This window comes from Microbacterium sp. Root322 (genome assembly GCF_001425645.1).
Lineage (GTDB): Bacteria > Actinomycetota > Actinomycetes > Actinomycetales > Microbacteriaceae > Microbacterium > Microbacterium maritypicum.
This window is the reverse complement of sequence record NZ_LMCS01000003.1, coordinates 985307-1006197: the sequence shown is the minus strand read 5'-3', so window position 1 is coordinate 1006197 and position 20891 is coordinate 985307. Positions and strand designations below refer to the sequence as shown.

The following is a 20891-nucleotide window of genomic DNA, read 5'->3' as shown; positions in this document are numbered from 1 at the left end:
CCCCACCGGGAAAACGGTGACGCAGCGAGTTTGATGCTGACCAAAGAGACAAATTCATTGCTGACTTCATCCATTGCCAACCCCCCGGAAGGAGTTGGTCTTTGATCCAAAGGAATTCTCAACTAGCCGAAGCTAGACGAGGATAATTTGGCATTTGACAAGTGCACGCTGTTGAGTTCTCAAGGATCGGATGCTCCCACGACCCAGCCATCACAGCCAGGCCCGAAGGGCAACTTCTCTATCTTACCCACCTCGACCCGCTTGTCAAATCGGCGCGCCGTGCGAATCGAAGATCCGCAGCGCGGCTGATGACAGCCACAGAAGAGGTGGAGTCCCTATCCTAGACGCAAGCGCCTGTTCTCTCAAGTGAGAGTGGATCGGGAGTGGTTCTCCGCTTGAGGGGGGTGAAGCTCTTGGCTCCTCCGCTTCCCTGTGGGGCGAACAAGTAATAAGTTACGTGGATCCGCGGCTTCTGGCAAATCGGGCCACACCACCCGGGCGTGTCGCTCCGACCCCGCACTCGGTTTCCGCCGGATCAGCCGAGGTTTCTGCTCCGCGCTCGCCTCAGAGTACGATCGCGCCATGCCTGCGTCCACGGATGATCGTCGCTCCCCTCGTGCATCCGCGAACGGGGAATCCGACGAAGGTGGACAGCGTCGCGCGGGTGTCGACCTGCTCGCCCGTGTGCAGCGTGAGCTCGGCCTCGCGGGCGCGGAGGTGTTCGCTCCCCCGCACCGTGCCGTCCCTCTTCCGTCCCGATTGGCCACCGCTGATCTCGCCTGGGCGAGCGTCAGCGCAGCGATGCTCGCTGCCGGGCGCTCCCCCGCTTCCCTCGATCCCGAGCGCATCGCCACGGCCTACCGGAGCGACAGGGTTCTCACCATCAGCGGCGAGGCTCCCCCTGTCTGGTCCGTGTACTCCGGTTTCTGGCGAACGTCGGACGGATGGATCCGCACCCACGGGAACTACCCGCACCATGCGGCCGGCCTGCGCGCGGGGCTGCGTCTTCGGGACGATGCCGCAGTCGACGCTGTTCGCGATGCGCTCGGAGAGCGGACGACCACGGCCGCCGTCGTCGACATCACGACCGCGGGCGGTCTGGCGGTCGCGGTCGCCGCGGAGGAGCCCTCCGTCGATCGCGCACTCCGCGAGCACCCGCTGCTCGAGCTGGTTCGCATCGACACGACACCGGCTTCGCATGCGCCCCGGGCTACGGCGGCGACGCCGCCGCCGCCGGCTTCGCTTCCCCTCCAGGGCATGCGCGTACTCGATCTCACGAGAGTCATCGCTGGTCCGGTCTGCTCACGCACGCTCGCCATGCTCGGTGCCGACGTGCTGCGTATCGATCCCCCGCATCTGCCCGAGCCGGAGTGGCAGCACCTCGACACCGGACACGGCAAGCGATCCGCGGTGCTGGACGCGCGCACGTCTCGGCTGCAGGAGTTGCTCGCGCACGCCGATGCCGTCGTACTCGGCTACCGCCCCGCTGCTCTCGACAGGCTCGGGCTGCAGCCGGAAGTGCTCGCGCGCCGATATCCGCGTCTGGTCGTCGCGCAGCTCAGCGCTTGGGGCGTGGAGAATCCCGAGCGGGCAGGGTTCGACAGCCTCGTTCAGGCGGCGAGCGGAATCTCGTTCATCGAGTCGGCGGACGGCGACCGCCCCGGTGCGCTTCCGGCCCAGGCTCTCGACCACAGCGCCGGCTACCTGCTCGCTGCGGCGGTGTCCGCTTTGCTGCGCCGCCGCCCACAGGAGGAAGGTTCGTGGATCGTGCGCGCCTCACTCCGTCGCGTCGCGGCGGAACTGCTCGGGATGCCCCGCAGCGGAGAACCCGCAGCCGAGGTCGAGTTCGACACACGGCCGCATGTGGCGCGATTCGATGTCGACGGAACGGCTCTCGTCACCGCTCGTCCTGCGCTGGCGGGCTTCGAGTATCGGGCGCCGCACAAGTGGGGTTCGGATCAGCCCACCTGGTGACGGCGCCCGCGCATCGAGAGAACGAGGCAGAGCACGAACGTGATCGCGCCCCAGATCGCACACGCCGGCGGGAGAACCCGGTAGGCGAGGTGCTGAACGGTGAACTCCGCATCCAGCGGACCGAAGACGACGAGTCCGCCGACCCACGCGCCGACCAGGATCACGGGGAGCGAGGCCCACCATGCCACGCGCATCCACGTCGGCGAAGACTGCACGACGGTCGGTCGCGGGTCCTGTCGACGAAGCCACAGCAATGCCCAGATGCCGATGATCGCAAGGCCGATCAGGCTCGACCCGTGCTGGAGCCACTTGAACCCGGGCAGCGGGCCCCACATCTCCTCGAGTCCGGGAATCGCCTGGACACCCCAGCGTCCCTCATGCGTGAAGAGGTCCCACACGATGTGCGAGAGCACTCCGAGCACGAACGACACAGCGAGCAGGAACGGATACGCGCGCTTCTGCCCGACGCCGACCGCCGACCGCACCGCGGCGAAACCCCTGTCATCCCAGTCGTCGGGCAGGCGCCGCGCCAGCCACAGCGGAACCAGCTCGGGAACCGCCGGACGCAGGACGACGCGCCAGATCAGGAACAACACGAACGCGAGCAGTGCGGTCCACACGACATTGCCGAACGTGTGGGTGAACGAGTAGTTCAGCCCCACGCCGCGCACGAACAACGGGAGATCGGGTGTCATCGCGCCGATCGCGATCGCCGCCGGCACCAGCGGCGTACGGATGAACGGCAGCGCGACCAGTGCGTGGCTGGGAGTGAACGGCATCCGTCTCTGCTATCCGCTGGCCGGAGACTCAGCCGAGGAAGACGCCGGCGAGGGTCTTCTTGCCGCGGCGGAGGACGGAGACGCCGCCGGGAAGTGTGCCCTGAACCGTGGCTGCCTCGTCTTCGACGCGTTCGCCGTCGAGCGTGACACCGCCCTGGGTGATCGCGCGCCTCGCCTCGGAGAGGCTCGCCACGAGCCCGGTCTCGACCAGCGCCTCGACCACCGGAGTACCGGCGGCGACCGTGGCGTGCGGGAGCTCTTCGAGCGCAGTGCGGAGCGTGTCCGCATCCAGTGCGGCCAGGTCTCCCTGACCGAACAGCGCCTCGGATGCCGCGATCACGGCCGCAGCCGCCTCGACACCGTGCACGGTCGCGACCACCTCGAGCGCAAGGCGCTTCTGGGCAGCGCGACGGAACGGCTCCGTGGCCACGAGCTCCGCGTACTCCTCGATCTCGGCCCTGCTGAGGAATGTGAAGACCTTCAGGCGGTCGATCACGTCGCTATCCGCCGTGCTCAACCAGAACTGGTACATCCGGTACGGACTGCACATCTCGGCGTCGAGCCAGATGGCATTGCCCTCGCTCTTGCCGAACTTGGTGCCGTCGCTGTTCGTGATCAGCGGGGTACCGATGGCATGCACCGACACTCCCTCGGAACGACGGATGAGGTCGGTGCCGCTGGTGAGGTTGCCCCACTGATCCGACCCGCCCGTCTGCAGTACGCAGTCGTACTGCCGGTACAGCTCGAGGAAGTCCATGCCCTGGAGGATCTGGTAGCTGAACTCTGTGTAGCTGATGCCCTCGTCGGAGTTCAGTCGCGCAGCGACCGCATCCTTCTTGAGCATCGTGCCGACGCGGAAGTACTTGCCGATCTCACGCAGGAAGTCGATCGCACTCAACGGTGCGGTCCAGTCGAGGTTGTTGACGATGCGGGCGGCGTTGTCACCCTCGAAGCTGAGGTAACGCTCGACCTGCGCCCGCAGGCGTCCGACCCACTCCTCGACGGTCTCCCGCGTGTTCAGCGTGCGCTCGGCTGTGGGACGCGGGTCGCCGATGAGTCCGGTCGATCCGCCGACGAGACCGAGCGGCTTGTGGCCGGCGAGCTGGATGCGACGAAGAGTCAGCAGCTGCACGAGGTTGCCGAGGTGCAGGCTCGGCGCCGTCGGATCGAACCCGCAGTAATACGTGATGGGGTCTCCCGCGAGCAGGGCGCGCAGCGCCTCCTGATCGGTGGACACATGGACCAGGCCACGCCACACGAGTTCGTCCCACACGTTCTCGAACGTGGGGTCGATCGCCTGGGGTGCGGTCGTCAGAGCGGGAGTTGACACGCGTTCCAGGCTATCAGCGCACCGCAGCTCAGCTGTGCGCGGCCCACCACACGAGGAACGCCGCGCTGAGCGCGATCACCCAGCTCACCAGGCTGCCGACGAGGAAGTACTCGGCACGGGCGCCGGTCTCGCCGTCGCGGGAGATCTCGGGGAAGCGGACGATGCCCTTCGCCGCGAGCATCGCGGCAAGGATCGGATAGGCCGCAGCGAGCGTCAGGATCAGGACGAGGATGCGCTCCAGCGGTCCGATCAGCCTCCCGCCCTTGAATCCGCTGCGCGGGTCGCGTGGCGCCGGCACCACGTCGGTGGCGGCGTCTCCCCCGGTGGCGGTGTCGCTCCCGGTGGCGGCGTCGCTGCCCGCATCGGAGGCCACCGCGACTTCGGCGCCCACAGTGGTGGGCGCCGTCGTCGGCACCGAAGTCGGGGCCGACATCGGGTCGGTGGGACGCCAGGTGTGCTCGCCGTCGAGCGCCGCACGCACCACGAGGTTCGAGGACTCGAGGAGGAACACCCCGGCACCCAATGCCAGCATCGCGAGATCGAAAGGGACCTCTCCGAACGGCGATCGGAGTTGCCAGGTCGCGCCGATCAGACCGACGTCGGAGCGCGCACCGAGCCAGACGACGGCGCCGACGCTCACGACGGCGAGCAGCACGGCGGGCCAGAACCCCAGCGGCGCCGTGCGTTCGGTGGGCATGCACCACACCCAGAGCGTTCCGACGACGAGCGCGAGGACCATGGGCAGGAGGGCATCGCTGACGCTGCCCAGCAGCAGGAGGATGACGGCGACGGAGAGGTAGCCGATCCATCGACGCGGTGCGAACTGACGCACCAGGTCGGCCGCGCCGACCGCCAGGAGGATGAATCCGGCGACGATCATGCGCGTTCCCCTCGGAGTGCAGCGACGCCCTCGATGAGCGCCGCCGCGCCGGCGGTGCGCAGCGACTTCGAGACGCTGGGCTGCGTGATGCCTTCTTCGGCCGCGAGTTCCTGCTGCGATCGTCCGAGCAGGCGGCCGTAGGTCAGGCGCCGTTCGCGCTCGCTCATCGCACCGACCAGCTCGTCGCGGACGAGGAGGTAGGCGTTCGAGGCGGCGATCGTGCTCTCCATGACCTCATCCTGCCGGGGGGCTCCGACAATCCAGGTCCGCGTGCGTGGCACGGCACGTCCCTCGCGCGCGTGCACGGTCTCGATCGCGGCCCGAGCCGCGTACCACCCCGGTCCGTCGGCGAGCTCGCCGTGGACGGATTCGACCGGCCGCACCTCGCCCACTCCGATGCCGAACCGGAAGGCGATGCCGTCGGGCAGCCTCAGCTGGATCATCAGGAGCGACACCAGCGCGTCACCCAGGTCGAGGTAGACACCCTGCTGCTCGTCTCCTACGGTGGGCGTGAGCGGCTGCGTCGCCAGCGGGAGATCGGCTTCGACTCCGGCGATGGTGTCGTCGAGGACGCGTTGCGCGGCAGTGCGATCGTCGAGCCGCCGAGAGCCCACGATGTCAGCGAGTACCGCGATGACCATGGGATAACCGTAACACGAATAACTCTCGACTTATGCTCTATCCGGCTATATGTTGAGAACATGCCTGAATCGCACATCATCCCCTGGTCCGACGGAACCTGGACGAACGCTCCCGCCTCCCCCTCCGAACTGCCGGCCGGGTCCGAACACCTCGACGTCACGGCTGTAGAGGGCAGCGACGCCTGGCGGCACACCGCCTACGGCTTCGTGCACGACACCGAACACGCGCTGCTCGCCCCGCTCGCCGTCGGAGAGGCGATGGAGGTCTCGTTCCGCGCGCCGTGGGACGGCCAGTTCGACCAGGCAGGGGTGTTCGTGCGCATCGACGACGAGCACTGGATGAAGACCGGTCTCGAATACGCCGACGACCATCTCGGGCTCGGTGCCGTGGTCACCGCCGGCGGCTCCGACTGGTCGGTCGGTCACGTCGACGAGTGGCTCGAGAGCGAGATCACGGTGCGCGTCAGTCGCTGGGCGGACTCGCTGATCGTGCGCGCTCGCGCCGACGACGACCCCTGGCGTCTCGTCAGGGTGGCACCGTTCGACGGACAGGCCACGGCTTCGGCCGGGCCCTTCCTCGCGGCGCCGACCCGCGCCGGACTCACGGTGCGGTTCACCCGATGGGAGCGGTCGGCGGCCGACACCGAGCTGCACTGAGCTGCGGGCGGCCGCCGACTCGCGCGGCTAGAGCCCGAGAGCGTGGGCGGCGGCCTGTGCGCGCGCGACGAGCTCTGCCCGCTGCTCCGCGACCCGGACCGGGGCGGTACCGCCGACGCCGGTCCGGGACGCGACCGATCCCTCGATCGTGAGGACTTCACGCACCTCGGGCACGAGATGCGGAGACACCGAGAGCAGCAGTTCGTCGGAGGCGTCCTCCAGACCGATCCCCTGCTCCTCGCATGCACGCACGAGCGCGCCCGAGATCTCATGGGCGTCGCGGAACGGCACCCGACGCTTCACCAGCCACTCCGCGACGTCGGTCGCGAGGGAGAAGCCCTGCGGTGCCAGCGCCGCCATGCGCTCGGTGTCGAAACGCAGCGTCGCGATCATGCCTGCGAAAGCGGGGAGCACGACCTCGAGCGTCTGCACCGAATCGAACACCGGCTCCTTGTCCTCCTGCAGATCGCGGTTGTACGCGAGCGGGAGGCCCTTGAGGGTGGCCAGCAGCCCCGAGAGGTTGCCGATGAGGCGCCCGGACTTGCCCCGCGCGAGCTCCGCGATATCGGGGTTCTTCTTCTGCGGCATGATGCTCGACCCGGTCGAGTAGCCGTCGTCGAGAGTGACGAAGCCGAACTCGCGGGTGTTCCAGAGGATGATCTCCTCGGACAGGCGCGAGATGTCGACGCCGGTCATCGCCGTGATGAAGGCGAACTCCGCCACCACATCGCGGGCGGCGGTGCCGTCGAGCGAGTTCTCGGCGGGGCGGTCGAGGCCCAGCTCGGTCGCCACGAGTGCGGGATCGAGGCCGAGCGTGGAACCCGCCAGCGCTCCCCCGCCGTAGGGCGAGACACCGGCGCGGCGACGCCAGTCCACGAGCCTCTCGAGTTCGCGCACCAGCGGCCAACCGTGTGCCTGGAGGTGGTGGGCGAGCAGCACCGGCTGCGCATGCTGCAGGTGAGTGCGTCCGGGGAGGATCGCTCCCGGGTGCGCCTCGGCCTGGGCGACCAGCGCATCGATCACCCGCAGGATGTCGCGGGCGATCACGCGCGCGTGGTCGATCAGATACATGCGCACGAGAGTGGCGATCTGGTCGTTGCGGCTGCGACCGGCACGCAGGCGCCCGCCCAGCTCCGGTCCCAGCTCGGCGATCAGCGCCTGCTCGAGTGCGCCGTGCACGTCCTCATCCGTCGGCACAGGGCGCAGGGTGCCGTCGGCGACCTTGCGCGCCACGGCATCCAGTCCCTCGTGCATCCGCTGCGCCTCATCGGGTTCGAGGTACCCGGCTGCGGCGAGCGCGGTGGCGTGAGCATGCGAACCGGCGATGTCGTACGGCGCGAGGATCCAGTCGAAATGCGTGGAGCGGCTCAGCTCCACCAGCTCGGGCGAGGGGCCCGTGGCGAAGCGGGCGCCCCAGAGCGCGCCCTCGTTGGTTCCTTCGTGCGTCGAATCGCTCATCACGCGTCCTTCTTGCCGAGAAGCCAGACCAGGAGCGCCTTCTGCGCGTGCAGCCGGTTCTCCGCCTCGTCCCACACCACGCTCTGCGGACCGTCGATCACGCTGGAGTCGACTTCGTAGCCGCGGTCGGCGGGGAGGCAGTGGATGAAGATCGCCTCGGGGTCCGCCAGGGCCATCGTCTCGGGGGTGACCTTGTAGCCGCCCAGATCGCGGATGCGCGCGATCTTCTCCTCTTCCTTGCCCATCGAGACCCAGGTGTCGGTCACGACGACGTCGGCACCGGCCGCAGCCTCGACCGGGTCGGTGTAGAGGGTGATCGAACCACCGGTCTCGGCGGCACGGCGATCGGCCGCCTCGATGACATCGGCGCGAGGGGCGTAGTCCTCCGGTGAGGCGATCCGCACGTGCATTCCCGCCGTGACCCCGGCGAGGGCGTACGAGTGCGCCATGTTGCTCTGCCCATCACCGAGGAAGGTGAGCGTGAGCCCCTTCAGGTCGCCCTTGTGCTCACGGATGGTGAGCAGGTCGGCGAGCAGCTGGCAGGGGTGGAAGTCGTCGGAGAGCGCGTTGATGACCGGCACCCGAGTGCCTTCGGCCATCTCCTCGAGCCCGGACTGCGCGTAGGTGCGCCACACGATGGCGGCGACCTGGCGCTCGAGCACGCGTGCGGTGTCGGACGGCGTCTCCTTGCCGCCGAGCTGGCTGCTCGCGGTCGAGATGATCAGGGGCGAACCGCCGAGATCGGCGATCCCCACCGCGAACGAGACGCGGGTACGCGTGGAGGACTTGTCGAAGATGACCGCGACCGTCTGGGGACCGGCGAGGCTCTTGTCGGCCCACCGATCCTTCTTCAGCTCGATGGCGAGATCGAGGATCTCGGCCTGCTCGGCGGGGGTCAGATCGTCGTCACGCAGCAGGTGGCGGGTCATGCGGATACCTTTCCGGCAACAGAGGCCTGGACGTCGGCGAGAGCGGCCGTGAACAGCTCGCGGAACTCGGCGAGCTCGGTGTCGCCGATCGTGAGGGCCGGCGCGATGCGGACCGTCTCGGGGTTGGCGGCGTTGACGATGAGGCCGCGCTCCTGGGCGGCCGCGACGACCGCACCGGCGACCGGGGCGGTCAGAGCCACACCGACCAGCAGACCGCGTCCGCGCACACCCTCGATCAGAGGCGAGTCGATGCCGAGGATCATGTCGCGCAGCTCGACGCCGCGCTTCGCGGCGTTCTCGACCAGTCCGGCACTCTCGATCTCGGCGAGCACCGCGTCGGCGACAGCGGTCGCGAGCGGATTCCCCCCGAAGGTGGAGCCGTGCGATCCGGGCGTGAAGAGGGCACTGGCGGCGCCGAACGTGACCAGCGCGCCGATCGGGAAGCCGCCGCCGATGCCCTTCGCGAGAGTGATCGCGTCGGGAGTGATGCCCTCGTGGCTGAACCCGAACCACGCGCCCGTGCGACCGGCGCCGGTCTGGATCTCGTCCACGATCAGCAGTGCACCGTGAGCGAGGGACAGCGAGCGCGCGGCGGCGAGGTACCCCTCCGGCAGCTCGACGACTCCGGCCTCGCCCTGGATGGGTTCGACGATGAGGGCCGCGACGCGGTCGTCCATCGCCTCGTGCAGCGCCTCGATGGTCGCCGGGATGTGCTCGACACCGGCCGGCATCGGCTCGAACGGCGCACGCATCGACGCCTTCGCAGTGAGCGCGAGCGACCCCATGGTGCGACCGTGGAAGCCGTTGTCGAGCGCGAGGATGCGCGGCCGCTCGGTGCCGCCGTGCAGCCGGGCGAGCTTGAAAGCGGCTTCGTTGGCCTCGGCGCCCGAGTTCGAGAAGAACACCCTGCCGTCGATACCGGCCCCCGCGAGACGCTTGAGCCGTGCGGCCAGGGCGAGCTGGGGCGGGGTGGCGAAGTAGTTGGACACATGGGCGAGCGTGGCCGCCTGGGTCGAGACCGCCTTCACGAAGGCCGGGTGCGCGTGTCCGAGAGAGGTCACGGCGATACCCGCCAGGAAGTCGAGGTGGCGTCGGCCGTCGGCATCCCACAGGTAAGAGCCCTCACCGCGGACCAGCAGTGCGAGCCGCTCCCCTGCGTTGAGCACGAGATCGCGTGCCGCATCCTCCTGCCAGACGGTCATCCCGTCACCTCCGACTTCCCCAGGACCACTTCGGTCCCGATTCCCTTGCTGGTGAAAAGTTCGACGAGCACCGAATGCGGCACCCGTCCATCGATGATCGCTGCCGCGTCGACGCCGCCCTCGACCGCGTCGAGGCACGCCCGCATCTTCGGGATCATCCCCGACTCGAGCTTCGGCAGCATCTCGATGAGCGCTTCCGATGTCAGATGCGAGACGAGCGAGTCACGGTGGGGCCAGTCGGCGTAGAGCCCCGGCACATCCGTGAGGATCACGAGCTTGCGCGCGTGCAACGACACCGCGAGGGCGGCGGCCGCGGCATCCGCGTTGACGTTGAGCGACTGACCGGGGTGGTCGAGGTCGGGCGCGATGCTCGACACCACCGGGATGCGCCCGGCTGCGAGGTGGTCGAGCACGGGGGTCGGATCGACCTCGACGACATCGCCGACGCGTCCGAGGTCGACCTCTTCCCCGTCGATCACGACACCGCGGCGGCGTCCGCCGAAGAGGCCGGCATCCTCACCGCTGAGACCTGTCGCGATCGGACCGTGCGAATTGATCTTGGAGACGAGCTGCGGGTTGACCTGGCCGGTGAGCACCATGCGCACGACGCTGATCGCCTCGGTGTTCGTGACGCGGTAGCCGCCCTTGAACTCACTGGGGATCTCGAGACGCTGCAGCATGTTCGAGATCTGCGGACCACCGCCGTGCACGACCACCGGCATCACTCCGACATAGCGGAGGTAGGCGATGTCCTGCGCGAAGGCGTCTTGCAGCTCCTCCGACACCATCGCGTTCCCGCCGTACTTGATGACGACGATCTGGTCGCGGAACTTCTTCAGCCACGGCAGCGACTCGATGAGGGTGGTGGCCTTCTGCGCGGCGACCTCGGCCGGGGTGTCCTGGATGTCGGTCATGAGGCGTACGCGCTGTTCTCGTGCACGTAGTCATGGGTGAGGTCGTTGGTGAGGACGGTGGCCGTCGCCTCGCCTACCTTGAGGTCGATCACGAGGTGCGTCGCGCGCGGGGTGAGGTCGACCTCTTCGCGAGGACGGTCGGGACCCCCCTCGGTGCACACCCGGACGCCGTTCATCCAGACGTCCACGTCGTAGGGGTCGAACTGCGCGCTCGTGGTGCCGATCGCCGCGAGCACGCGTCCCCAGTTGGGGTCGTTGCCGAAGATCGCGGCCTTGAAGAGGTTGTTGCGCGCGACGGAGCGGCCGACCTCGACGGCGTCCTGCTCCGACACCGCGTGCTGCACCTCGATCGTGATGTCGTGGCTCGCGCCCTCAGCATCGCCCTGCAGCTTGACCGCGAGCTCCTGGCACAGCTCGGTGAGCGCTGCGGCGAAGTCGTCGAGGTCCGGCACGACGTCGGATGCGCCGTTGGCGAGGAGGGTCACCTGATCGTTCGTCGACATGCAGCCGTCGGAGTCGAGGCGGTCGAACGTCCGGCCCGTCGCGCGGCGCAGCGCCTCGTCGGCCTGAAGCGGCTCGAGGACCGCATCGGTGGTGAGCACCACCAGCATCGTGGCGAGGCCGGGCGCGAGCATGCCCGCGCCCTTCGCCATGCCGCCGATCGTCCAGCCGTCGCGGCTGATGACCGCGGTCTTCGCGACCGTGTCGGTGGTCATGATGGCGTGCGCTGCGCTCTCGCCACCATCGGCGCTGAGCTCCGCGATCGCCTGCGCGGTTCCGGCGAGCACCCTGGCCCGGAACGTCTCATCCCCGGTGCCGATGAGACCGGTCGAGCAGATCAGCACGTCGCCGGCGCTCACGCCGAGGAGCTCGGCCGCCTTCTCGGCGGTCTGATGCGTGGTCTGGAACCCGAAGGATCCGGTGAAGCAGTTCGCCCCTCCGGAGTTGAGCACCACGGCCTCCACCACGCGGTCGGCGACGGCCTGCTGCGACCAGATGATCGGGTTGGCCTTGGCCCGGTTGCTCGTGAAGACGGCGGCGCCGACCTTGCGCGGTCCACGGTTGACGACCACGGCGACGTCCGGCTTGCCGGTCGACTTGAGCCCTGCGGCGACTCCGGCCGCTTCGAATCCTGCGGGGGCGGTGACGCTCACGGCGCGACTCCGTTCACTGAGAGGGCGCGGGCTTCGGGAAGCCCCAGCGCGATGTTCATGGATTGGATGGCTGCTCCCGCTGTGCCCTTGACGAGGTTGTCGACGGCGGTGACCACGGTCACCCGGTTCGCGGCACGATCGATGGCGAGGCCGATCAACGCGGTGTTGGCGCCGAGCACGTCGGCCGTGCGCGGGAAGCGTCCCTCCGGGAGCAGGTGCACGAAGGTCTCGCCGGCGTAGGTGCTCTCCCAGGCGTCGCGGATCTGCGCGTCGGTCGCGCCATCGACGATCGGCGCGGTCGAGGTGGCGAGGATCCCCCGGGACATCGGCACCAGCACGGGGGTGAACGAGATCCGGATCCCGTCGGCGTCCGCGCCGGAAGCCGCGGCGAGCGCCTGACGGATCTCCGGGATATGCCGGTGCGTCCCGCCGACCGCGTAGGGGTTGGCGGTGCCGAGGATCTCGCTGCCGAGGAGGTTCGTCTTGAGGCTCTTCCCCGCTCCCGACGGGCCGACGGCGAGCACCGACACGATGTCGGAGGGGTCGATCACTCCGGCGGCGACGCCGGGAGCGAGGCTGAGGCTCACGGTCGAGGCGTTGCAGCCGGGCGCGGCGATGCGCGTCGCTCCCCGGAGGTGCTCGCGCTGCTTGACCCCGCCGACGACGAGTTCCGGCACGCCATAGGTCCACGGATCGTGGAAGGCGCCGCCGTAGAACGCATCCCATGCCGAAGCCGAGGTGAGCCGATGATCGGCCCCGGCATCGATCACGAGCGGGGCATCGCCCAGAGCGTCGGTGTACTGCCCCGACTGCCCATGCGGGAGCGCGAGGAACACGATGTCGTGGCCGGAGAGGATCTCCGGCGTCGTGTCCTGCAGGGTCAGGTGCGCGAGGGAGCGCAGGTGCGGCTGGTGGTCGACGAGAGGCTGTCCGGCGTTCGAATGCGCCGTGACGGTGCGGATCTCCATGTCGGGATGATCGGCCAGGAGGCGCAGAATCTCGCCGCCTGCGTAGCCGGATGCGCCGGAGACGGCGACGGAATACGTCATGCTTCTACCTTAACGGTCGGGCCCGCGAGGAAATCGGGGCCGGGGACGGGGCCGGAGGCGGCGACACCGGCACTCGACCGCCGTGCGGGCACAGGCAGGAGGGCGGGGTCGCCTACAGTCGGCGGCCGCGGCGTCGGCGCACAGCGATGACGCTCGGAGCGAGCGTCGAAGAAGCGGTGGCGGCCGAAGGCATGTCGCGACAGTAGCGCGGCCCCGGCGGCCACTGCAAATCGGCTCCGTCATCTGAGACGCTGCGGCCCCATCGGCGCGGCGAAGAACGCCAGCTCGTGGGCGCTCGACGCCTCGAACGCCCGGCGCATGCGTGCCCGTGTTCCGGGATCCGCCTGTGCCGCGGCGTCGGCGACGTAGGCGATCGCCGTCCGTGTGGCCTCCTCGAATGCCGGATCCGCGTACGTCGCGAGCCACGAGGCGTACGGATGCCCCGCAGCTCGCGCGTACTCCCCGAACTCCCCCGCGTGCAAGCGCCGCCCGAGATCGGTGTAGAGCCAGAAGCACGGGAGGACAGCGGCGATGATCTCCGCATAGTCGCCGCCGAACGCCACGGAGCGCAGATGGTCGAGGTATGCGGTCGTCGCGGGCGCCGGCTCTGCGGCGAAGGTGGCCGCGCTCACGCCGTGCGAGGGGGTGAGCCATGAGGCGTGCAGCTCGAGTTCGCCCACGATGGAGCCGCGGGCGGAGTCCGCCCAGAAGGCCTGCTCGTCGGATGTCGGTGCCAGCCGGGCCGCCTCGGCGAGCACACGCGCGTACTCCCGCAGATACAGCGCGTCCTGCGCGAGGTAGAACAGGAACGGCGCGCGCTCCAGCGTCCCGTCGGCGAGCGCACGGATGAACGGCAGGTCCTCGATCCCCGTACGGATCGCGGCGATGCCCGGCCACCATTCCGTGGCGACCTCGCCCGCCGCGGGTCGGGTCTCGGCTCCCCCACGTTCCCAGAGTCCGGCGAAGTGGTTGATCGGCCCGTGTCCACGACCCACGCGCAGTGCGTCTCCTGCGCGCAGGGACTCGCGGAGCCAGTCGCGCGCGGCGCTGACGGCATCTCCGGGCTCTTCGCCACGAGCGAGCAGGGTCGCGAGCGCGGACGACAGCGAGCAGCCGGTGCCGTGCGTGTTCCGGGTCGGGATCCGGGGGGCGGTGAACTCCTGGCGCAGCCCTCGCCGCGCATCGACCAGCGCATCGGGGGCCTCGTCGCCGGGAAGGTGGCCACCCTTGACGAGCACGGCTGTTCCCACCTCGGCGGAGAGCTGCTCGGCCGCGGAGATCGCGTCGTTCCAGTCGGCGAGGTCGCGCCCGGCGAGCACCGCCAGCTCGGCGAGGTTCGGGGTCACGAGCGTCGACAGTGCGAGGAGATCGCGCAGCGCCCGTTCGGCGTCCGGATCCAGCAGTCGGTCCCCCGAGGTCGCCACCATCACGGGATCGAGCACGACGACGGGCGGGCGCACGGTCGCGAGCCAGGCTCCCACCGCGCGGATGACGTCGGCGTCGGCCAGCATCCCGATCTTCACGGCATCGATCACGATGTCGTCCGAGACCGCGTCGAGCTGCGCGCGGAGGAACTCCACGGGCGGAACGTGCACCGCTCGCACTCCCCGCGTGTTCTGCGCGGTCAGCGCCGTGAGCACGGCCATGCCGTATCCGCCGTTGGCGGCGATGGACTTGAGGTCGGCCTGGACGCCCGCGCCTCCCGAGGGGTCGCTTCCGGCGATGCTGAGCACCCTCGGGACGGAGCCGCTGAGCCAGCGTCGCCGGAACTGCCGGGCGGTGGTGGCGGGATCGTCGGCGGCACACAGCGCCGAGACCACGGCGAGCCCCGCCGCACCGGCCTCACGAAGGGCCTCGGTGTCATCCATACCGACCCCGCCGATCGCCACGCACGGCAGCGCGCTTCGCGACACGAGGCCGCGAAAGCCCTCCACGCCGAGAGGGGCAAGGTGATCCGGTTTGGTGGTGGTCGGACGGATCACCCCGACGCCCAGGTAGTCGACCGTGCCGGAGGGCAGAGCATCGACCGCGTCGAGGTGCGCCGGGCTGTTCGCGGTGAGGCCGATCAGAGCCTCCGGTCCGAGTACCTCGCGCGCGCGCAGCACCGAGGCATCACCCTGTCCGAGATGCACGCCGTCGACCCGTGCGCCGCGCTCGCGAGCGGCCACGGCGGCATCCAACCGATCGTTCACAACCAGAAGAGCGCGGCCGTCGATCGCCTGCGACAGTGCCAGCAGCTGATCGACCGTCTCGGCGTCGGTCGCGTCCTTGTCACGAAGCTGCACGATGCGCACGCCGCCGTCGACCGCGCGGCGGACGGTCTCGACGACGCCACGGTCTCCGCAGAGCGCCGCGTCCGTGACGAGGTAGAGCGAGAGATCGGCGTTCACAGGGCACCGCCTTCGACGCGTGCAGCGGCTCGGATGTCGTCGGCGCCCACCGCGGCGAGCGCATCCAGCAGGGCGACGGCGAAGCTGCCGGGCCCTGCCGATACCGCCGCCGCTCGTTCCGCCGCGATCGTGTAGACCAGGCTCGCCGAGGCCACGGCGCTGAGCACGTCATGCGTCGTCGCGCTGGCCGCTCCGAGGAAGGCGGCCATCACCGCACCGAGAGCGCAGCCTCCGCCGGTCACTCGGGTCAGCAGTTCGTGACCGTTGGATACGCGCAGCACCCGCTCCCCGTCGGTGATGAGGTCGACCGGCCCCGAGACGGCGACGACGCCGCCCGTGCTCCGAGCCAGCGAGAGGGCTGCATCGGCCGCGGAGTCCGTGCTGTCGGTGGCATCCACCCCGCGACCGCCCGCGCTCAGCCCCGCGAGGGCCAGGATCTCGGAGGCGTTGCCGCGGATCGCGGTGGGGCGGTGCCCGACGAGCTGATGGGCGAGTGCGGTGCGAACCGGGAGCGCGCCGATCGCGACCGGGTCGAGCACCCAGGGTGTGCCGGACGCGACGGCACCGGCGACGGCCTCCAGAGTGGCCGCGCGCTGTTCGGGCGTGGGTGTCCCCAGGTTGATCAGCACCCCGGAGGCGACGCCAGCGAACATCCCCGCCTCATCGACGATGTCGACCATGGCGGGAGCGGCACCGAGAGCCAGCAGGACGTTGGCGGTGAACCCGGTGACGACCGCGTTGGTGATGCAGTGCGTCAACGGGGGCGCTTCTCGCAGCACCGCCAGCAGGGTCGCGGCATCGCCGGCGAGGTCGTGGGTGGTTTCAGGACGCAGAAGATCGCTCATCGCGACATCCCTTCGCTAGTACGAACTAGATCAGGTTCGACGGGTCTGTTCTCAGCCGCGGATTGCGGCACCCCGTGTCACTGCTCGCAGTCTAGCGATCGGCCAGCAGCGCCTTCTCCTGCGCCCGCGTGAGTCCGGCCCGGCGCTCCCTGTCCACGCCGCGCACCCGTTCGTCGGCGACGACGCGTCGAGCGGTGTCGGCGAGGGGGCGCAGGTGTCCCCCGCTGTCGTGGAATGCGCTGTTCGAGCGGGTCATGAAGCCGGACATCTCGGGAGGAAGCCACAGCGGAAGCGAGAGCGGACCGGCCCAGTGCGCGACGCCGTGTGCTCGCAGCCACTCCTCGTCGGCGACCACCGTCTCCCCGGTGTGCCCTGCCTCCTCGCGCACGGTCTGCAGCAGTCCGGCGAGGGGATGCTCGTCCCCGATCGCGTTGACCACCCCGCTCCGCGTGGCGGCGACGATGTAGGCGGCCACGTCGTCGACGTCGATCACCTGCGCACTGCGCCTCTCGAGCGGAGGCAGCAGCACGGGCTCCTCCCCGGCTCGGGAGAATGCCGCAGCCCAGTACCCGAAGCGGTCGCTGGGGTCGCCGTCCCCGACGATGAGTCCGGGTCGCACGATGAACGCGCGATCCCCCAGCATCGTGACGGCGTCTTCGGCCGCCGCCTTCTGCGGGCCGTACTCGTACTCGTCGCCGGGGCGGGCGGCAGGATGCCGCGGCGCCGATTCATCGGCGCCGACCGTGGCGTCATCGGCGTACACCGAAAGGGAGGACACGTACGTCCATCGCGCCGTGCGGTCTCCGAGAGCCTCGACCGCTGCCACGACGTGCGCGGCCTGAGAGGAGATGTCGACGACGTGATCCCAGTCCTTCCGCGCGAGCGCGGCGTAGATCCCAGGGTCGTCACGGTCGCCGGTCACGAGCACCGCTCCTGCCGGCGCGAGGCGCTCGCCCCGGGCCAGACATGTCACGGCCGCTCCGGACTCGAGCCATCTCCGGGCGATCCGCCCGGAAAGCCACCCCGTCCCGCCGAGGATCAGAACATTCGTCATGGCTCCATGCCACCAGCAACCGCTGCGGGAGGGAAGCCCTCTCCGCTCAGGGCAGAGGGCCCCCTCCGGGACAGCACATCGCTCAGTCGCGGAGCGCTGCTCCGAATCGCTGCGCGGCGACGTCGACACCCGCGAGCTTGGCCGCGGTGGCCTCGGCCGCCGTGAGGGTGCGATCGTCGGCGCGGAATCGCAGAGCGAAGGTGAGGCTCTTGGACCCCTCCGGCACGCCGTCTCCGCGATAGTCGTCCACGAGACGCACCGATTCCAACAGCGCACCGGCTCCCTCGGCGAGGGCGGCCTGCACATCTGCGGCCGGAACTTCGGCGGGCAGTGTGAGCGAGACGTCCTGCGTGGCGGCGGGGAACGTCGACAGCGATGCGGCGACGACGCGACCACCGGCGAGCGACAGGATGCGGTCGAGATCGAGCTCGAACACGGTCGCACGCCCGGGGAGGTCGGCCCCTTCGGCCACGGCGGGGTGCAGCTCGCCGACGTAGCCGACCTCTTCGCCCGCGACCAGGAGCGATCCTGTGCGTCCGGGGTGGAGTGCCGCACGCTCGGCCTGCACGACGTCGATCTCGACGCCGGCCGCTGCCGCGATCACGCGGACGGCATCCAGCGCCTCGACGAGACCGGCGGCCTCGGCGGGGCGGCCGGGCTGGCGCGGGGCGACGTTACCGGTCAGCAGCGCCGAGATGAACCGGTGCTGCGGCGGGATGGAGGCGTTCAACTGCGCGAGGGTCTCGTCGGACGGACGCTCGCCCAGCGGCGGCACGTCTTCCGTGCCGTACTCCACTCCGGGCTCCGGCAGGAAGACGACACCCGTCTCGAAGATCGCGAGGTCGGTGAGACCCCGCGAGATGTTGCGGTGCGCGGTCTGCAGCAGGCCCGGGATGAGCGATCGACGCAGGTACGGAGCCTGCCCGTCGAGCGGGTTCGCCAGACGGATGCTGGGCAGGTGCGCGCCCGAGGCTGATCCGTGCAGGTCGTTCTGCACATCGGTGGTGAACGGGAACGACGGCGTCTCGACGAGCCCTGCTGCGGCCAGCGCATCGGCCACCCGGCGGCGACCCTGCTGGTGCGCCGTGAGTCCGCGGCCGGACGGAGGCGTCGGCAGCACCGAGGGGATGCGGTCGAGCCCGTGGATGCGGGCGACCTCCTCGGCCAGCGTCCACTTGTCGGTGAGGTCGGGGCGCCAGGTCGGCGGGATCACGGTCCAGCCGGAACCCTCCTCCGACGCGGTGACATCGGCGCCGATGGTGGTCAGTGCGCCGGTGATCTCGTCGTCGGTGTAGTCGACGCCGATGAGCCCCTGCACGAAGCCGGCGGGAAGCTCGATCTCGCTGACGAAGACCTCGGCGAACAGTGCGCCACCCTCTTCGGTGAGCGTGCCTCCGGCGAGCTCGACCATGAGGTCGGCGGCACGGCGGGCGGCGACGAAGGGGATCAGCGGGTCGACTCCGCGCTCGAAGCGCTTGGACGCCTCGCTGGGCAGCTTGTGCCGGCGCGCCGACCGGGCGATGGTCGTCGGGTCGAAGTTCGCGGCCTCGATCAGCACGTTCCGCGTGGTGTCGCTCATCTCGGTCGTGCCACCACCCATGACGCCGGCGAGGCCGATCGGGCCGGACTCGTCGGTGATGAGGAGGTCTTCGACGTGCAGCGTGCGCTCGACACCGTCGAGGGTGGTCATCTTCTCGCCGGGGTTCGCGCGACGAACGGTGATGCCGCCGGCGAGCTTGTCGAGGTCGTAGCCGTGCAGCGGCTGACCCAACTCGAGCATCACGTAGTTGGTGATGTCGATCAGCACGCCCAACGAGCGCATGCCCGCGAGGCTGAGCCGCGCGACCATCCACGGCGGCGTCGGTCGCGAGGGGTCGACGCCGCGGACGACGCGCGTCACGAACTCGCTCGCGCCGATGTTCCCGCGCACGGGGGCGACGTCCTCGACGACGGTGGTGTGTCCGCTGCCGGGCTGCAGCTCGGCGAAATCACGCTCAGCAGGGTCGCGGAAGGTCGCTCCGGTGGCGTGCGAGTACTCACGGGCGACGCCGCGCAGGGAGAAGGCGTAGCCGCGGTCGGGTGTGACGTTGATCTCCACCGCGACGTCGTCGAGACCGAGCAGCGCGATCGCGTCGGTGCCGACAGGCGCATCGATGCCGAGGTCCGAGAGCACGACGATGCCGTTGTGCTCATCCCCGAGGCCGAGCTCGCGGGCCGAGGCGATCATGCCGTCGGACACGTGACCGTAGGTCTTGCGCGCGGCGATCGGGAACGGACCGGGCAGCACGGCGCCGGGAAGCGTCACAACGACCTTGTCGCCGGCGACGAAGTTGTGCGCGCCGCAGACGATGCCGCGGATGCCACCGTGCTCTTCGCCGACATCGACCTGGCACCAGTTGATGGTCTTGCCGTTGGACTGCGGTTCGGCTTCGAGCGAGACGACCTGCCCGACGACCACGGGACCCGTGATGTCGAAGCGGTGCACGTCCTCTTCCTCGAAGCCGACGGTCACCAGTGCCGCGAGGACATCCTCGGGCGTGGCATCCGCTGCCAGATCGACGTACTCACGCAACCACGAAAGCGGGACGCGCATCACACCACCATCCCGTACTGCTCGCTGAATCGGACATCGCCCTCGGCCATGTCGCGCATGTCCTGGACGTCGCTGCGGAACATGAGTCCTCGCTCGATGCCCATGCCGAACGCGAAGCCGCTGTACACCTCGGGGTCGATCCCGGCGGCGCGCAGCACGTTCGGGTTGACCATGCCGCAGCCACCCCACTCGATCCAGCGCGCGCCGCCCTTGAAGGTCGGGTGCCACAGGTCGAGCTCGGCGGAGGGCTCGGTGAAGGGGAAGTAGTTGGTGCGGAAGCGCGTCTCGGCCTCGGGGCCGAAGAGCTGCTTGGCGAAGTGGTCGAGCGTGCCCTTGAGGTGTGCCATCGTGATGCCCTTGTCGATCACGAGGCCCTCGAACTGGGTGAACACCGGAAGGTGCGTGGCGTCGAACTCGTCGGTGCGGTACACCCGTCCTGGGCACAGCACGTAGATAGGCACCTCGCGGTCGAGCATCGAGCGCACCTGCACGGGGCTCGTGTGAGTGCGCATCACGAGGTGGCGCGAGGTCGGGTCGACGTAGAACGTGTCCTGCTCCTGACGGGCAGGGTGGTCGACGTCGAAGTTCAGGGCATCGAAGTTGAACCACTCGTGCTCGAGCTCCGGCCCCTCCGCGATCTCCCAACCCATGCCGACGAAGATGTCGCAGACCTGGTCCTGCAGGAGGGTGAGCGGGTGGCGCGCGCCGACCCGCGTGCGCGAGGGCACGGCGGTGATGTCGACACGCTCGGCCTCGAGTCGCGCGGCGACCTCGGCCTCGGCGAGCTCGGCCTCCTTCGCGGCCAGCGCCTGGGTCACCTGCCCTCTCCCCTGACCCACGAGCTTGCCGAACGCGGCCTTGTTCTCGGGGGCGACCTGGCGCATCGAGGCGTTCAGGACCGCGAGCGGCGATCCGTCGGCGACGTGTGCGGCGCGAGCCGCTTTCAGCTCGGCGGTGTCGGCGGCTGCGGCGATCGCCGTGAGGGCGTCGGCGACAGCGGCTTCGACCGCTTCCGGGGTGATTTCAGGAGACTCTGACACGA

General features: G+C 69.7%; 17 protein-coding genes and 1 riboswitch. Of the genes, 2 read left to right on the top strand and 15 right to left on the bottom strand.

Annotation, left to right across the window (positions count from 1 at the left end; genetic code table 11):
* Nucleotides 1-582: 582 nt before the first annotated feature.
* Nucleotides 583-1974 (top strand): CoA transferase, encoded by a 1392-nt coding sequence (locus ASC55_RS17200; RefSeq protein WP_055877839.1) that lies wholly within the window; start codon nt 583-585, stop codon nt 1972-1974.
* Here ASC55_RS17200 and ASC55_RS17195 read toward each other — a convergent pair.
* The 4 genes from ASC55_RS17195 to ASC55_RS17180 are packed head-to-tail and all read right to left on the bottom strand — an operon-like array spanning nt 1959 to nt 5604.
* Nucleotides 1959-2753, bottom strand: coding sequence for a DUF4184 family protein (locus ASC55_RS17195; protein WP_055877837.1), 795 nt, complete (start codon nt 2751-2753; stop codon nt 1959-1961). The two genes, ASC55_RS17200 and ASC55_RS17195, sit on opposite strands and share 16 nt — an antisense overlap.
* 28 nt (nt 2754-2781) lie before the next feature.
* Nucleotides 2782-4083, bottom strand: a complete 1302-nt coding sequence (gene tyrS / locus ASC55_RS17190; RefSeq protein ID WP_157559481.1) for a tyrosine--tRNA ligase — start codon at nt 4081-4083, stop codon at nt 2782-2784.
* Between the two features lie 28 nt (nt 4084-4111).
* Nucleotides 4112-4963, bottom strand: a complete 852-nt coding sequence (locus tag ASC55_RS17185; RefSeq protein WP_055877831.1) for a hypothetical protein — start codon at nt 4961-4963, stop codon at nt 4112-4114.
* The gene (locus ASC55_RS17180) at nt 4960-5604 is read right to left on the bottom strand and encodes a SatD family protein (protein WP_055877828.1); all 645 of its coding nucleotides are present in this window, start codon (nt 5602-5604) and stop codon (nt 4960-4962) included. The genes ASC55_RS17185 and ASC55_RS17180 overlap by 4 nt, the downstream gene beginning before the upstream one ends.
* A 60-nt stretch (nt 5605-5664) precedes the next feature.
* On the opposite strand from ASC55_RS17180, the gene ASC55_RS17175 reads away from it, so the two are divergent.
* Entirely contained in the window at nt 5665-6261 is a 597-nt protein-coding gene (locus tag ASC55_RS17175; protein WP_055877825.1) for a DUF1349 domain-containing protein, read from the top strand.
* A gap of 27 nt (nt 6262-6288) precedes the next feature.
* On the opposite strand, the gene argH is transcribed toward ASC55_RS17175, so the two are convergent.
* From argH to pheS, 11 genes are all read right to left on the bottom strand, one after another.
* A complete protein-coding gene (gene argH / locus ASC55_RS17170; RefSeq protein WP_055877822.1) occupies nt 6289-7719 on the bottom strand; it encodes an argininosuccinate lyase in 1431 nt (476 codons plus the stop codon).
* Nucleotides 7719-8648, bottom strand: a complete 930-nt coding sequence (gene argF, locus ASC55_RS17165; RefSeq protein ID WP_017828583.1) for an ornithine carbamoyltransferase — start codon at nt 8646-8648, stop codon at nt 7719-7721. The genes argH and argF overlap by 1 nt, the downstream gene beginning before the upstream one ends.
* Nucleotides 8645-9850 (bottom strand): acetylornithine transaminase, encoded by a 1206-nt coding sequence (locus ASC55_RS17160; RefSeq protein WP_055877819.1) that lies wholly within the window; start codon nt 9848-9850, stop codon nt 8645-8647. The genes argF and ASC55_RS17160 overlap by 4 nt, the downstream gene beginning before the upstream one ends.
* Nucleotides 9847-10764, bottom strand: coding sequence for an acetylglutamate kinase (argB, locus tag ASC55_RS17155; RefSeq protein ID WP_017828581.1), 918 nt, complete (start codon nt 10762-10764; stop codon nt 9847-9849). The genes ASC55_RS17160 and argB overlap by 4 nt, the downstream gene beginning before the upstream one ends.
* Nucleotides 10761-11918, bottom strand: coding sequence for a bifunctional glutamate N-acetyltransferase/amino-acid acetyltransferase ArgJ (gene argJ / locus ASC55_RS17150; RefSeq protein ID WP_055877816.1), 1158 nt, complete (start codon nt 11916-11918; stop codon nt 10761-10763). Before argJ ends, argB begins: the two co-directional genes overlap by 4 nt.
* Entirely contained in the window at nt 11915-12967 is a 1053-nt protein-coding gene (argC, locus tag ASC55_RS17145; RefSeq protein WP_055877814.1) for an N-acetyl-gamma-glutamyl-phosphate reductase, read from the bottom strand. Before argC ends, argJ begins: the two co-directional genes overlap by 4 nt.
* A 239-nt stretch (nt 12968-13206) precedes the next feature.
* Nucleotides 13207-15357, bottom strand: coding sequence for a bifunctional hydroxymethylpyrimidine kinase/phosphomethylpyrimidine kinase (locus ASC55_RS17140; RefSeq protein ID WP_055877809.1), 2151 nt, complete (start codon nt 15355-15357; stop codon nt 13207-13209).
* Nucleotides 15354-16202, bottom strand: coding sequence for a hydroxyethylthiazole kinase (gene thiM / locus ASC55_RS17135; protein ID WP_055877806.1), 849 nt, complete (start codon nt 16200-16202; stop codon nt 15354-15356). Before thiM ends, ASC55_RS17140 begins: the two co-directional genes overlap by 4 nt.
* A riboswitch (TPP riboswitch) is annotated at nt 16193-16287 on the bottom strand. It overlaps the preceding gene by 10 nt.
* A 6-nt stretch (nt 16288-16293) precedes the next feature.
* Nucleotides 16294-17256 (bottom strand): NAD-dependent epimerase/dehydratase family protein, encoded by a 963-nt coding sequence (locus ASC55_RS17130; protein WP_055877803.1) that lies wholly within the window; start codon nt 17254-17256, stop codon nt 16294-16296.
* Between the two features lie 82 nt (nt 17257-17338).
* Nucleotides 17339-19849: a phenylalanine--tRNA ligase subunit beta gene (gene pheT / locus ASC55_RS17125; protein WP_055877801.1), complete on the bottom strand. Its 2511-nt coding sequence runs from the start codon at nt 19847-19849 to the stop codon at nt 17339-17341.
* Nucleotides 19849-20889: a phenylalanine--tRNA ligase subunit alpha gene (gene pheS / locus ASC55_RS17120; protein ID WP_055877798.1), complete on the bottom strand. Its 1041-nt coding sequence runs from the start codon at nt 20887-20889 to the stop codon at nt 19849-19851. Before pheS ends, pheT begins: the two co-directional genes overlap by 1 nt.
* Nucleotides 20890-20891 lie beyond the last annotated feature (2 nt).